The sequence below is a fragment of the Streptomyces sp. NPDC012466 genome (assembly GCF_042955215.1).
In the GTDB taxonomy this organism is placed as follows: Bacteria; Actinomycetota; Actinomycetes; order Streptomycetales; family Streptomycetaceae; genus Streptomyces.
Genome location: NZ_JBIBEQ010000014.1, coordinates 99,817 through 112,704, shown reverse-complemented (window position 1 = coordinate 112,704; position 12,888 = coordinate 99,817). Strand labels below are relative to the sequence as shown.

Sequence of the window (12,888 nt, the reverse complement as noted above, 5' to 3'; positions counted from 1 at the left end):
CTCAGAACGCCGAGACCCCCGTCAGCGCCCGCCCGATGACCAGCTTCTGGATCTGGCTCGTGCCCTCGTAGAGGGTCATGACGCGGGCATCCCGCAGCAGCTTGCCCGCCGGGTACTCGTCGATGTAGCCGTAGCCGCCGAAGACCTGGAGCGCGTTGTTCGCGGCGCGGACGGCGGCCTCCGAGGCGAACAGCTTGGCCTTGGACGACTCGACGGCGAACGGCCGCCCCCGGTCGATCAGATCGGCGACCCGCCAGGTCAGCAGCCGGGCGGCGTCGACGTCCAGGGCGATGTCGCTGAGCAGTTCCTGGACGAGCTGGTGGTGGGCGATGGTCTTGCCGAACTGCTCACGCTCCCCCGCGTACCGCACGGCGGCGTCGAGAGCGGCCTGGGCTATGCCGACGCAGCCCGCGGCGACCGACATCCGGCCCTTGGCGAGAGCCGACATCGCGATCGAGAAGCCCTTGCCCTCCTCCCCGACGAGCGCGGAGGCCGGCACGCGCACGTCCTCCAGGGCGAGTTCGGCGGTGGCCTGGCCGCGCAGCCCGAGCTTGCCGTGGACGGTGCGGCGGGTCAGGCCGGGCGTGTCGGCGGGGACGAGGAAGGCGGAGACGCCCTTGTGGCCGGGGGCGTCCGTGGAGCGGGCGAAGAGCAGGACGACATCGGCCCAGGTGCCGTTGGTGATGAACATCTTGCTGCCGTTGATGACGTAGTCGTCGCCGTCCCGCACCGCCCGGGTCGTGAGGCTGCCCGCGTCCGAGCCCGTGCCCGGCTCGGTCAGGCCGAAGCAGCCGACCGACGCGCCGGAGGTCAGCCCCGGCAGCCAGCGCCGCTTCTGCTCCTCGCTCCCCCAGGCGGCGACGGTCTTGGCGACGAGCCCGAGGGAGACCGAGACGATGCCGCGCACGGACGAGTCACCCCGGCCCAGCTCCTCCGTGACCAGGCAGTACGCGAGGTGGTCGCCGCCGGAGCCGCCGTACTCCTCGTCGATCGTCAGACCCAGGAAGCCGACCTCGCCGAGCTTCCCGACGATCGCCCGGTCGACCTCCTCGGCACGGTCCCAGGCGACGACGTGCGGGGTGATCTCGCGCTCCACGAAGTCCCGCGCGAGCTGCCGGACCGCGCTCTGCTCCTCGCTGAGCTCCAGATTCACCACGAGTCACCCCATTTGAAAACCGTACATTTAAATTAGCACTGCTAGTTTTGCGCCCAGCCCTACTATGTGCGCCATGGCCCGACCGCGCAAGCCCCTGCTCAGCACCGACCGGATCGTCGAGACGGCCCGGGCGCTCGTGGACGCGGAGGGTCTGGCCGCCGTCTCCACGCGGCGGCTCGCCGCCGAACTCGGGGTCAGCGGACCGTCGCTGTACAACCACTTCCGCACCAAGGACGAGATCCTGGAGGCGGTGGCCGATTCGGTGAGCGGCCAGGTGGACCTGTCGATGTTCCAGGACGGCCGGGACTGGCGAACCGCCCTGCACGACTGGGCCGTCTCCTACCGGGCCGCGCTGCGGGACCACCCCAACATCGTCCCGGTGCTGGCCCGCGGCCCCGGGCGCCGCCCGGCCGGACTGCGCCTCGCGGACGCCGTCTACGGCGCGATGGTCGCCGCGGGCTGGCCGCCGGCGCAGGCCACGTCCATCGGCGCGCTGATGCGGTACTTCGTGATGGGCTCCGCGCTCGGCTCCTTCGCCGGCGGATTCGTCGACGACGCCAGTGCCTACGACCCCGCCGACTACCCCCACCTCCAGCAGGCCCACCTCCTGGCCGAGCGGCAGGAGAAGATCGACGAGCGCGCCTTCGAGACGGGGCTGAGGGCCCTGCTGGACGGACTGGCGCGGCAGTACGAGCAGGTGCGGCGGACCTAGGACACCGGACGGGACACTTCGGCGACGGCCGAACAGTCCGTGTTCCATGCTGGTGACATGACGACGAGGGACCCGCAGGCCACCGCCCTGGCACGGCTCGCCGCGCTGTTCGCGGACGAGACCCGGGCCGCGTGCCTGCTGGCGCTGCTGGACGGGCGTGCCTGGACCGCGAGCGAGCTGGCGCGGCACGCGGGTGTCGCCGCCTCGACCCTGAGCGAGCACCTGGGCAGGCTCGTCGCGGGCGGACTGCTCGCCGAGGAGCGGCAGGGCCGGCACCGGTACGTCCGGCTGGCCGATGCCCGCGTCGCCCACCTGGTGGAGGACCTGGCCGCCCAGGTCGCGCCGTCCGCGGCCGTACGGCCGCGGAACCTGCGGGAGTCGAGCGCAGGCTCGGCGATGGCCCGGGGCCGGACCTGCTACGACCATCTCGCCGGGCGGCTCGGCATCGCCGTCACCGACGCGCTGACGGCGCGCGGGCTGCTGGAGCAGGAGACCGGGTTCGCGCTCACCGACGCGGGGCTGGCGTGGTTCGCGTCGGCCGGCATCGGCCTCGAACGGCGGGGCCGGCGTCCCCTGGCGCGGGCCTGTCTCGACTGGACCGAACGCCGCCCGCATCTCGCGGGCGTCGCGGGCGCGGCCCTGTGCCGGCACGCCCTGGACACGGGGTGGTGCGTGCGCATCGGCTCGGAGCGGGCGGTGAAGGTCACGGCGGCCGGTGAACGCGCCCTCCTCGATCTGCTGGGCGTCGAGGCCGCCGCCCTGCGCTAGCCGCCCGTCCGTAATCCGCGAGCCTGCGGCCCCCGCCTCCCCCTAGCCTCAGGAGCATGATGAACAACCCCCCGACGTCGTCCCCCCGCCGGGCAGAGCTGCTGGCCGCCGCCGCGGCCGCGGTCACCGTCGTGCTGTGGGCGTCCGCCTTCGTCTCGATCCGCAGCGCGGGTGACGCCTACTCGCCGGGCGCGCTGGCACTCGGGCGGCTGCTGGCCGGCGCCCTGACGCTGGGGATGATCTGCCTGGTGCGGCGGGAGACGTGGCCGCCGCGCCCGGCCTGGCGCGGGATCGCGATATCGGGCGTGCTGTGGTTCGGCTTCTACATGGTCGCCCTGAACTGGGGCGAGCAGCAGGTCGACGCCGGCACGGCCGCGCTGGTGGTGAACACCGGGCCGATCCTGATCGCGCTGCTCGGGGCCCGGCTGCTCGGCGACCCGATGCCGCCGCGGCTGCTGGCGGGGATGGCGGTGTCGTTCGCCGGTGCGGTGACCGTGGGTCTGTCGATGTCCGGCGAGGGCGGTTCCTCGGTGCTCGGGGTGGTGCTGTGCCTGCTGGCGGCGATCGCGTACGCCGGTGGCGTCGTGGCGCAGAAGCCGGCGCTGGGCTCGGCCAGTCCGCTGCAGGTGACGACGTTCGGGTGCCTGGTCGGCGCGGTGCTGTGCCTGCCGTTCGCGGGGCAGCTGGTCCAGGAGGCCGCGAAGGCACCGGCCTCCGCCACCCTCAACATGCTCTACCTGGGCGTCTTCCCGACCGCCCTCGCCTTCACCACGTGGGCCTACGCGTTGTCCCGGACGACCGCGAGCAAGATGGGCGCGACGACGTACGCGGCGCCCGCGCTGGTCGTCCTGATGTCCTGGCTGTTCCTCGGCGAGGTGCCGGGGCTGCTCACGCTGCTCGGCGGTGCGCTGTGCCTGGCGGGCGTGGCGGTGTCCCGGTCGCGCGCGCGGTCGGCGGCCCCGGCCGGGGTTCCGGGAGCGGTGGTGGAACCCCGGCCCGAGCAGACCCCGGACTCAGCTCGCTGACTCGGCCTCCCCGCGGGCCTCGGTCGCGGTCTCCCGCTCCGCCGCACGTGCCCGGTCCGCGAGGATCTTGATCGACACCAGGGCGATCACCGAGAGCGCGACGATGTAGCCGGACACGGCCATCGAGGTGCCCGTCGTCTCCAGCAGCAGCACCATCATGAAGGGCGCGAGCCCGCCGCCCGCGACGGCCGCGATCTGGTAGCCGAGGGAGGCGCCGGTGTAGCGCATCTCGGGCGTGAACAGCTCGGCGAAGAGGGCGGCCTGGGGGCCGTACATGATGCTCAGGAAGCAGCTGGCGACGAACGTGCCGACCGCGAGCCACAGCAGCGAGCGGGTGTCGATCAGCAGGAAGAGCGGCACCGCCCACAGCGCGATGCCGACCGCGCCGAAGGCGTAGACCCGGATGCGGCCGACACGGTCGGACAGCGCGGCGGCGGCCGGGATCAGCACGAGCTGCGTGAGGCTGACGCAGAGGGAGACGGTGAGCACCGCGCCCTTCTTCATGTCCAGCTCTCGGGTCGTGTAGTCGAGGACGCCGGTGATGAGGATGTAGAAGGTGGCGGTGTTCACCGCGAAGGAGCCGCCGGCCAGGAACACCGTGCCCAGGTGGCCGCGCAGGATCGTGCGCAGCGGCGAGTTCTGCTCGGACTTCTCCTTCTCGGCGAGCGCCCGTTCGGCCTCCCGGAACGCCGGGGTCTCCTCGACGCGCGTGTGGATGTACCAGGCGAGGGCGAGGACCAGCAGGCCGACCAGGAACGGTACGCGCCAGCCCCAGGCCGCGAACGCCGCGTCGCTGGTGAACGCACCGGCCAGCAGGAAGACGGTGTTGGCGGTGACCACGCCGATGGGGACGCCCAGCTGGACGACGCTGCCGTAGACACCTCGCTTGCCCTCCGGGGCGTACTCGGTGGCCAGGAGCATCGCGCCGCCCCACTGGGCGCCGACGGCGACGCCCTGCGCCACCCGCAGCAGGACGAGCAGGATCGGGGCGGCCACACCGATGGTGTCGTACGTCGGCAGCAGGCCGATGCCGGTGGTCGCCACGCCCATCAGCGTGAGCGCCAGGACCAGCATCGGTTTGCGGCCGCGCTGGTCGCCGAGGTGGCCGGCGACGATGCCGCCGATGGGGCGGGCGAGGAAGCCGACGGCGAAGGTCGCGAACGAGGCGAGGACGCCTGCCGTGGCGTTGCCGGAGGGGAAGTAGAGGTCGCCGAGCACGAGGGCGGCGGCGATGCCGAAGACGAAGTAGTCGTACCACTCGACGGCCGAGGCGAGTGCCGCGGCGGTGGCCACCCGGCGGCGGTTGCCGACGGCGGGCGTGGTCGTGACGGGCTGAGCGGAAGGTGCCGTGTCCATGTGGTGCACGCTCCGGGGAGTGCGGGGACGGAACGGGGGGTGGCGCGGGTTCCGGGGAACGTACTGACCGGACGGTATGTGCGTCAACGGGTCGTGCACCAGGACTTTTGCCTGTACTTGGCATCGACTGCGGGGCCGGACATGCCGAAGACCCCGGCCTCGCGAGGAGTCCGGGGCGCCGCGGAGACGGGCCTAGAAGACGACCAGGGACCGGCCGCCCTTGCCCGCCAGCATGTTCTCGAAGGCCGCCGGGATGCCGTCGAGGGAGATGCGTTCGGTCACCAGCGCGCTCAGATCCAGACGGCCGGCCCGGATGTGTTCGGCCAGCACCGGGAGGTCCTGGGCCGGGTCGGAGTTGCCGTAGACGCAGCCGGAGAGGGTGCGGCCCCAGTGGAAGATCTCCAGGGCGTTGAAGGTGACCTGCTGGTCCTTGCCGCCGATGCCGACGACCGTGGTGCGGCCGCCGCGCCGGGTGGAGTCCCAGGCCGTGCGGATGCTGACCGCGCGGCCGGCGCACTCCACGGCGACGTCCACGCCCTGTTTCCCGGTGAGGCCGCGGATCTCGCGGGCGGTGGTGTCCGAGGCGACGAGGTAGTCGGTGGCGCCGGCCGCCCGGGCCAGTTCCTCCTTCTCGGCGGACACGTCCACCGCGACGATCTTCGAGGCACCCGCGATCCGGGCCGCCTGGATCGCGGACAGCCCCACTCCGCCGACACCGAACACCGCGACCGTCTCGCCCTGCCGGACGCGGGCCGAGTGATGGACGGCGCCGTAACCGGTGAGGACCGCGCAGCCGAGGAGAGCGGCGTCGGTGAGCGGGACGCCGTCCGGGACGGGCAGGACGCAGGACGTGGAGACGACGGTCTCCTCGGCGAACGCGGCGACGTTCAGGCCGGGGTGGAGGTCGGTGCCCTCGGTGGTGCGGGCGTAGACGTCGGCGGCGCCGCCCAGGGCGTTGGCGCACAGCCACACCTCGCCGAGCGAGCAGGCGTGGCAGGCGCCGCAGGACGGCGCCCAGTTGAGGACGACCCCGTCGCCGGGCGCGACATGGGTGACGCCCTCGCCGACGGCGACGACCGTGCCGGCGCCCTCGTGGCCGAGGACGGCGGGGACGGGCACGCGCATGGTGCCGTCGGACAGGGACAGGTCGGAGTGGCAGACCCCGGCTGCGGCGAGCCGGACGCGGACCTGGCCGGGGCCGGGGTCGGGCAGGTCGATGCCGGTGATCTCCAGCGGGGAGCCGACAGCGGGCAGGACGGCGGCGCGGACAGCCATGACGGAGGGGACTCCCTGGGGCTAGGGCCTGTCGTTCGGATCAGGCCACAGGAAACTGACGGTACTGGTCGATGCCGCGTCTGCGGCGCGATCCGGACGGCGTCCTAGAACTGGAGGGACTTGGTCTGGAGGTACTCGGTCAGGCCGTGCACGCCGAGTTCGCGGCCGACACCCGACTGCTTGTAGCCGCCGAAGGGGGCGAGGGGGTTGAAGCGGCCGCCGTTGATGTCGACCTGGCCGGTCTCCATCCGGCGCGCGAAGGCCACCGCCTGGGCCTCGTCCCCGGCCCAGACGGCGCCGGCCAGGCCGTACACCGTGCCGTTGGCGATGCGCAGGGCGTCCTCCTCGTCCTCGTACTTCAGGATCGACAGGACCGGACCGAAGATCTCCTCCTGCGCGATGGTCATGTCCTCGGTGACGTCGGCGAAGACGGTCGGGCTGACGAAGTAGCCCGTCTCGCGCGGGGCCCCGGGGCCGCCGGCCACCAGCCGGGCACCCTCGGCCACGCCCTTCTCGATGTAGCCGCGCACCCGGGCCTGCTGCCTGGCGTTGACGACCGGCCCGATGCGGTCGCCGTACTTGGCGGCGGCGGCCGCGGCCAGCTCGACCGCCTCGTCGTACTGGTCGCGGTGGACGAGCATCCGCGTCCAGGCGCTGCACGTCTGCCCGGAGTTGGACATGACGTTGGCGACCCCGACGTTGACCGCCTTGGCCAGGTCGGCGCTCGGGAGGATGACGTTGGCGGACTTGCCGCCGAGTTCGAGGGCGACCTTCTTCACCTGCCCGGCGGCGATCGCCGCGATCCCCCGGCCGACGGCGGTGGAGCCGGTGAAAGAGACCAGGTCGACTCCGGGGTGCTCGGCGAGGGCCTGGCCGGCGACCGGGCCGAGACCGGTGACCAGGTTGAAGACGCCCGCCGGGAACCCGGCCTCGTGCACCGCGTCGGCGAGGAGCCGAGCCACCAGCGGGGTGTCCTCGGCGGGCTTCACCACGACCGTGCAGCCCGCCGCGAGGGCCGGGGCGACCTTGGCGACGATCTGGTGCAGCGGGTAGTTCCAGGGTGTGATCGCGGCCACGACGCCGACCGGCTCGTGGTGCACGACCGAGTTGCCGGTCTTCTCCTCGAAGGCATACGTCGCCGCCAGTTCGGCGTACGAGCCCGCGACCGCGATCGGCACACCCGCGTGGACGGCCTGCGAGAACTTCAGCGGCGAGCCGAGTTCCGCCGTGACCGTCTCGGCGATCTCGTCCGCGCGGGCCACGAGCCCGTCCCGCAGGGCCGCCAGACGCGCCGCGCGCTCGGCGGGCGGGGTCGCGGCCCAGTCCGGCAGGGCGGCGCGGGCGGCCCGTACGGCGTGGTCGACGTCCTCGGCGGTGCCTGCCGGGACCGTGCCGATGACCTGCTCGTCGACCGGGTTCACGACCTCGATCACGTCCTGGCCGGCGGCGGGGCGCCAGGCGCCCCCGATGTACATGCCGTCGTGTGCCTTCATCGCGCTTTCCTCCGGGGCGGGGCGTCGTCGTCCGACACATAAACTAGCGGCGATAGTTTTTCGGCGCCAGACGTCCCGGGGTTCCGGCCCCCGGGCATGCCGGGCCATCACAGCACGGTGTGCGCCTCGCCCGGGTGTGCCGCTCCTCACTCCCCCAGGTCGGGAAGGCGCGCCGGGTGCGGGCAGATGCGGTCGCCGTTGTGGTCGAAGACGAAGAGGTGGGCGAGGTCGACCAGGAGCGGCACCTGCATGCCGTGGCGCAGGGCCAGGTCCGGGGTGGTGCGGACGATGAGGTCCCCGGGCAGGCGGGCCTCGGCGGTCACGGCGCCGCTCGGGGTGTCCTCCGGGCGGTCCAGGGCGACGACGGGTCCGGCCCGCCCGGCTCCGGACCGCTCCCGCAGCCGGGTGAGGACCGAGCCGTCGCGACGGCGCCGACGGACGGGGCGGCCGGGGCGGGGGCGCGGGGCCTCCAGCTCGGGGACGACGGCGGGGCTGGAGCCGGTGTTGAAGTGGACCAGGATCTCGTGCCCCTGGAACTCCACGTGCTCCACCAGGCCGGTGATCGGCACCTCGCCGGGGCGGGCCGCGCTGTGCTTGGCGATCCGGACGGCCTCCGAGCGCAGACCGACGATGACCTCGCGGCCCTGCTGGACACGCAGCAGCTGATGGTCCAGGGAGAGCGGCTCGGGCAGGCGCAGGAACTGCTTGCCCAGGCTGATGGTCATCGCCCCGTCGAGCGGGGCGCGCACCAGGCCGCGCAGCAGGTTGATGCGCGGGGTGCCGATGAAGGCGGCGACGAAGACGTTGCTGGGCAGCGCGTAGACCACGCGGGGGGTGTCGATCTGCTGGAGCACACCGCCGCGCAGCACGGCGACCCGGTCGCCGAGCGACATGGCCTCGGCCTGGTCGTGGGTGACGTAGATCGTGGTGACGCCCAGCTCCTGGGTGAGCCGGGAGATCTCGGCCCGCAGATGGGTGCGGAGTTTGGCGTCGAGGTTGGACAGCGGCTCGTCCATGAGGAAGGCGGAGGGGTGGCGGGCGATGGCCCGGCCCATCGCGACCCGCTGGCGTTCGCCGCCGGAGAGCTGACCGGGGAGGCGGTCGAGGAGGTCCTCGATGCCGAGCATGCGGGCGGTGGCGTCGACGCGGGGGCGCGGGTCCGCGCCCGGGTCCTCGATCCGCAGCGGGAAGCCGATGTTGGCACGGCTGGTCATGTTCGGGTAGAGGGCGAAGTTCTGGAAGACCATCGCCATGTCCCGGCCGGACGGCGGCAGGTCGTTGGCGTACCGGCCGTCGAGGAGCAGCCGGCCCTCGTCGATCTCCTCCAGCCCCGCGATCATTCTGAGCACGGTCGACTTGCCGCAGCCGGACGGGCCGAGCAGCACGAGGAACTCGCCGGGCGTGATGTCCAGCGAGAGCCGGTCCACCACACGGACGCCCCGCGTGTAGGCCTTGCTCACGTCGTGCAGGGAGATGGCGCGTGTCATGAGGGGCCCCCGAGGGGTCATCAGGGCGCTGGTGCTCCGCGGTCGGAAGCCCCGTGCGGGTCGTACGGGGCTGTGCGTCACGGAAGTTAACGGAATGTGTGCGGCCTGGGGAAGACACCGGGCAGGATCGGGGGCTCCGGTCCATCTGGTGAGAAGGCGGACGGCCCGGTTCAGGCCCCCGGCGGAACGGCCCGGGTCAGCGGATGCCGGTGAGATGGGCGAAGACGACCAGGTTCCCCGAGTAGCCCTTCCTGCGGTCGTAGCTGCCGCCGCAGGTGATCAGGCGCAGTTCGGGGCGGCCCCGGGTGCCGTACACCTCCTGGCTCGGGAAGTGGGCCTTCTCGTACGACCTGATCTTGTCGACCGTGTAGACGGCGACCCGTCCGTCGGCGCGGCGGGCCTTGACGATGCGGCCCCGTTTCAGCTCGGTCAGTCCCGCGAAGACGGCGGGCCCGCTGTCCGTGTCCAGATGCCCGACGGCCACGGCGGTGCCCTGTTCGCCGGGCGAGGCGCCGTGCCGGTACCAGCCGACGAGCTCGGGGTCGTCGTCCGGGGGTGCGGTGAGGCGGTGGTCGCGATCGAGGCCGAGGTCCATGACCGGGGCGTCGAGACGGAGGTAGGGGATGAGCAGGCGGGTGGCCCGGGAACGGGGCAGGGGGCGGAGACCGGCCGGGGGGCGGGGCTTCCGGGCGGCGGGTACAGGGACGGCGGGCTTGGCAGCGGGGCGTGGGGCGGCGGCTGCGGGGCGCTTGGTGTAGGCGGGCTTGTCCTGACGGGGCCCGGGGGTGGAGGGCCGGGGTGTGCGGGGCCCTTGGGCGCGGGGCCCTGGGGTGTGTGCCGCGGCCTTGCGCGACGCGGGTGCCGGGGGCGGGGCGGCGGCGCGGGGGCCGGATCCGGGGGCGGCGGAGCGGGCGCCGGGGGCTCCCTGTCCGGCGGCCTTGCCCGTGCCGGGAACGCCCGGTGGGGCACCTGCGCCAGGGGCTCCCGGCAGGGCAGCCGTACCCGTGCCGGAACCACCCGGATGGGCGGCCGTGGCGAAGCCCGGCGGGAGGGCCGTGACCGTTCCGCCGGGCTCTTCGCCCCGGTCCCAGCAGACACCGACCACCACCAGCAGCGAGACGGCCACCACGATCGTCCGCGTCAGCCGGTACGCACGCCTCCGGTACCAGGGCCGGCGGGACCGGCGGGACCACGCCCCGGGGACGTCGGCGGACGCGGTGTGCCGCCCCGGCGCGACGGCGCCGCCACCGCCTCCGGAACCCCGCCGGACCACCGGGGCGACAGCGGACCCTGACCCACGCCGGACCACCGGGGCGACAGTGGACCCGGCCCCACGCCGGAGCCCTGCCTCCGCGACCGTCCCGGCCGCACCCCGCCCTGTCGCCGCGCGGCCGGCACCGGCCCCGCGCCTAACCACCGCGGACGCAGCACGTCCGGGATCGCCCCCGCGCCTCGTCCCGGAGCCGGCGGCAGCGCCCCGTCGGCCGACCGGAACCGCGGCAGCCCCGGTTCCGTCCCCGCGCCGCGGCGACGCGTCGGCGGAACGGGAACCGGCCTCACGCCGCACCGCGGGGGCGGCGCCGGCCCCGGCACCACCCCTGCGCCTCACCGACCCGGCGGCAGGCCCGAGCGCGCCCTGTCCCGCCCGGGCGGAGCGATCCGTGGAACGTGGCCTACGCGGCGCCATCGGGGCGGCGACGGAGCCGGAACCAGACCGTCCCGGCGACGGCGGCCAGGCCGACCGCGGCCGCGCCGGTGACCGGCGTGAAGGCCTCACCGCGGGCGATGCCGCCACCGCCCGCCGGCGGGCCGCCGACCGGTGTCGTCGGCTTGGAGGTCGGGCAGTCGACCTTGAACACCTTGAACTTGCCGGCGCCGTGGGCCTGGTCGGTGAGCCACGTCAGCTTGTACTGCCCGTTGGGCAGATCGACGGCCGCGGTACGGCCCTTGCCGGTCGGGTCGGCGGTGAAGGTGCCGGTGCGTGTGGCCCCGCCCGGGACCTCGGGCTCGGTCTGGATGGTCCAGTTGACCTTCTCGCCCGCGTCGAAGTTGAACGCGGAGAGGTAGAAGTCGCAGACCTTCGGGTCGTTGCGCTGATTGTCCGAGGCCGTCGTGCTGGCGTGGATCTTGACGTCTCCGTTGTCCCCCGGGACGGGAGCGGCGACGGCGGACACCCCGCTCAGGGCGGTCCCTGCGAGGGTGAGGGCGGCGAGGGCGGCGGTGCGGGTGCCGGCACGGCGCGCGAGGGGTACGACGGGCATGAACATGCCTCCAAGTCAGATGATTTACATACAAACACCTCGTCACCTGACTCTCTGTCACCTCACCGCCGAAAAGGCGGCAGCACCGCCCTACGACGCGTCAGATATCGCTCTTCCGGCGCAGCGGCACCCCGCGCCGGAGGCCCTTTCGCGGCCCAGGGACCTCACCACCCGCCTCCTCCTGCTCCCGCCGTGACCGGACGGCGACTCCGGCCGACAACAGCAGGAGCACTCCGAGCATCACGAACGGCGCCGCCACGCCCGCGACTCCGGCGATCAGCCCGGCCCCGGCGGGCGCGGCGACCTGGCCGAGCCGGTTGCCGGTCAGGCGCAGGGCGAGGGCCGTGGAGCGGGCGTCGTCGGGGGCGGCCTGGACGACCGTCGTCATGGACAGCGGCTGGCCGACCCCGAGGCAGAATCCCAGTGCGGCCAGCAGCAGTCCGAGCGCCCACACCGGCACCGGCAGCGCGATGCCCGCGCACAGCAGGGCCGCCAGCAGACAGGTGAGCGTCAGCAGCAGGGTCCGGCCGAGCAGCCGCAGCAGGGGCGTCAGCACCAGGCGGCAGGCGATGGTCGCCGCCGCGCGCAGACTGAGCAGGACGCCGATCACAGACGGCGCGATGCCCCGGTGTTCGCCGACCACCGGCAGGTAGGCGGTCAGGATGTCCGTCGCGGACAGCACGGCGAGGCTGATGAAGATGCCCGCCGGTACCCCCCGGGTGCGCAGGATGCCCCGGACCGGGATCCGGTCGGCCTTGTCCGGGCGGGACGGGGACGCCGTACGGCGGTGCTCGATGCGCCACAGGGAGGTGAACGCGACGGCCGCGGTCGCGCCCGCCGCGATGAGGGCGAGCGCGCTGCTGCCGGCCATGTCATCGGCGCCGATCAGCGTCCCCGCGGCGACCGGGCCGACCAGCTGGCCGAGGGCGGCGCCGATGGTGAAGTGGCCGAAGTTGCGGTCCTGTTCGTGCGGCGCGGACTGGCGGGCGACGAGGGACTGGGAGCCGATGACGAAGCACAGGTGCCCGAGTCCCATCACCCCGCTCCACAGGGCCATCGTCCCCAGGGAGCCGGCGACGCCGCTGAGGGCACAGCCGCCGGATATGAGGACGACGCCGACCGGCAGCAGGGGCGCGCAGCGGCCGTGGTCGGTGCGACGGCCGAGCGGCACGGCGGCGAACAGGGGCAGCAGCGCGTAGACACCGGCGATCACACCGATCGCCCGCTCGTCCGCGCCCAGCGCGAGGGCCCGGTAGGAGACGGCGGGCCGGGCCATCGACACCGCCCCCTGCGCGAAGCTGAAGGCGATGACGAGGCGGAGCAGCCAACCGCGGTTCCCACCGGGCCTCACGACG

11 protein-coding genes are annotated in these 12,888 nt (G+C 73.7%); 3 read left to right on the top strand and 8 right to left on the bottom strand.

The annotated features are described in order from the left end of the window. Window position 1: 1 nt before the first annotated feature. Complete coding sequence (locus ACFY9E_RS36975) at window positions 2-1,153, bottom strand: acyl-CoA dehydrogenase family protein (RefSeq protein WP_390992332.1); 1,152 nt, start codon at window positions 1,151-1,153, stop codon at window positions 2-4. Between the two features lie 76 nt (window positions 1,154-1,229). Here ACFY9E_RS36975 and ACFY9E_RS36970 point away from each other — a divergent pair, with 76 nt between their 5' ends. The 3 genes from ACFY9E_RS36970 to ACFY9E_RS36960 are packed head-to-tail and all read left to right on the top strand — an operon-like array spanning window position 1,230 to window position 3,661. Further along, complete coding sequence (locus ACFY9E_RS36970) at window positions 1,230-1,868, top strand: TetR/AcrR family transcriptional regulator C-terminal domain-containing protein (protein ID WP_390992205.1); 639 nt, start codon at window positions 1,230-1,232, stop codon at window positions 1,866-1,868. Window positions 1,869-1,925: 57 nt separating this feature from the next. After that, window positions 1,926-2,636: a helix-turn-helix domain-containing protein gene (locus tag ACFY9E_RS36965; RefSeq protein ID WP_390992202.1), complete on the top strand. Its 711-nt coding sequence runs from the start codon at window positions 1,926-1,928 to the stop codon at window positions 2,634-2,636. Between the two features lie 56 nt (window positions 2,637-2,692). Beyond that, window positions 2,693-3,661 (top strand): EamA family transporter, encoded by a 969-nt coding sequence (locus tag ACFY9E_RS36960; RefSeq protein WP_390992199.1) that lies wholly within the window; start codon window positions 2,693-2,695, stop codon window positions 3,659-3,661. On the opposite strand, the gene ACFY9E_RS36955 is transcribed toward ACFY9E_RS36960, so the two are convergent. The 7 genes from ACFY9E_RS36955 to ACFY9E_RS36925 all read right to left on the bottom strand — a co-directional run bounded on the left by ACFY9E_RS36955 (window position 3,650) and on the right by ACFY9E_RS36925 (window position 12,884). Then, window positions 3,650-5,017 carry an MFS transporter gene (locus ACFY9E_RS36955; protein ID WP_390992196.1) on the bottom strand — a complete coding sequence of 456 codons (1,368 nt, stop codon included), beginning with the start codon at window positions 5,015-5,017 and terminating at the stop codon, window positions 3,650-3,652. The two genes, ACFY9E_RS36960 and ACFY9E_RS36955, sit on opposite strands and share 12 nt — an antisense overlap. Window positions 5,018-5,209: 192 nt before the next feature. Beyond that, entirely contained in the window at window positions 5,210-6,292 is a 1,083-nt protein-coding gene (locus ACFY9E_RS36950; RefSeq protein ID WP_390992193.1) for a zinc-binding dehydrogenase, read from the bottom strand. Between the two features lie 104 nt (window positions 6,293-6,396). Next, window positions 6,397-7,785 carry an aldehyde dehydrogenase family protein gene (locus tag ACFY9E_RS36945; RefSeq protein WP_390992190.1) on the bottom strand — a complete coding sequence of 463 codons (1,389 nt, stop codon included), beginning with the start codon at window positions 7,783-7,785 and terminating at the stop codon, window positions 6,397-6,399. Window positions 7,786-7,931: 146 nt separating this feature from the next. Continuing rightward, window positions 7,932-9,272, bottom strand: a complete 1,341-nt coding sequence (locus ACFY9E_RS36940; RefSeq protein ID WP_390992187.1) for an ATP-binding cassette domain-containing protein — start codon at window positions 9,270-9,272, stop codon at window positions 7,932-7,934. Between the two features lie 196 nt (window positions 9,273-9,468). After that, window positions 9,469-10,401 carry a class F sortase gene (locus ACFY9E_RS36935; protein WP_390992184.1) on the bottom strand — a complete coding sequence of 311 codons (933 nt, stop codon included), beginning with the start codon at window positions 10,399-10,401 and terminating at the stop codon, window positions 9,469-9,471. 544 nt (window positions 10,402-10,945) lie between these two features. Continuing rightward, entirely contained in the window at window positions 10,946-11,533 is a 588-nt protein-coding gene (locus ACFY9E_RS36930; RefSeq protein ID WP_390992181.1) for a hypothetical protein, read from the bottom strand. 100 nt (window positions 11,534-11,633) lie between these two features. Beyond that, on the bottom strand, window positions 11,634-12,884 hold the full coding sequence (locus tag ACFY9E_RS36925) for an MFS transporter (RefSeq protein WP_390992178.1): 1,251 nt from the start codon (window positions 12,882-12,884) through the stop codon (window positions 11,634-11,636). Window positions 12,885-12,888: the final 4 nt, after the last annotated feature.

Excerpts from the sequence above, each read along its gene's own strand:
- ACFY9E_RS36970 (WP_390992205.1), top strand. The coding sequence starts at position 1,230 with ATGGCCCGACCGCGCAAGCCCCTGCTCAGCACCGACCGGATCGTCGAG.
- ACFY9E_RS36965 (WP_390992202.1), top strand. The coding sequence starts at position 1,926 with ATGACGACGAGGGACCCGCAGGCCACCGCCCTGGCACGGCTCGCCGCG.
- ACFY9E_RS36960 (WP_390992199.1), top strand. The coding sequence starts at position 2,693 with ATGATGAACAACCCCCCGACGTCGTCCCCCCGCCGGGCAGAGCTGCTG.
- ACFY9E_RS36955 (WP_390992196.1), bottom strand. The coding sequence starts at position 5,017 with ATGGACACGGCACCTTCCGCTCAGCCCGTCACGACCACGCCCGCCGTC.
- ACFY9E_RS36950 (WP_390992193.1), bottom strand. The coding sequence starts at position 6,292 with ATGGCTGTCCGCGCCGCCGTCCTGCCCGCTGTCGGCTCCCCGCTGGAG.
- ACFY9E_RS36945 (WP_390992190.1), bottom strand. The coding sequence starts at position 7,785 with ATGAAGGCACACGACGGCATGTACATCGGGGGCGCCTGGCGCCCCGCC.
- ACFY9E_RS36940 (WP_390992187.1), bottom strand. The coding sequence starts at position 9,272 with ATGACACGCGCCATCTCCCTGCACGACGTGAGCAAGGCCTACACGCGG.
- ACFY9E_RS36930 (WP_390992181.1), bottom strand. The coding sequence starts at position 11,533 with ATGCCCGTCGTACCCCTCGCGCGCCGTGCCGGCACCCGCACCGCCGCC.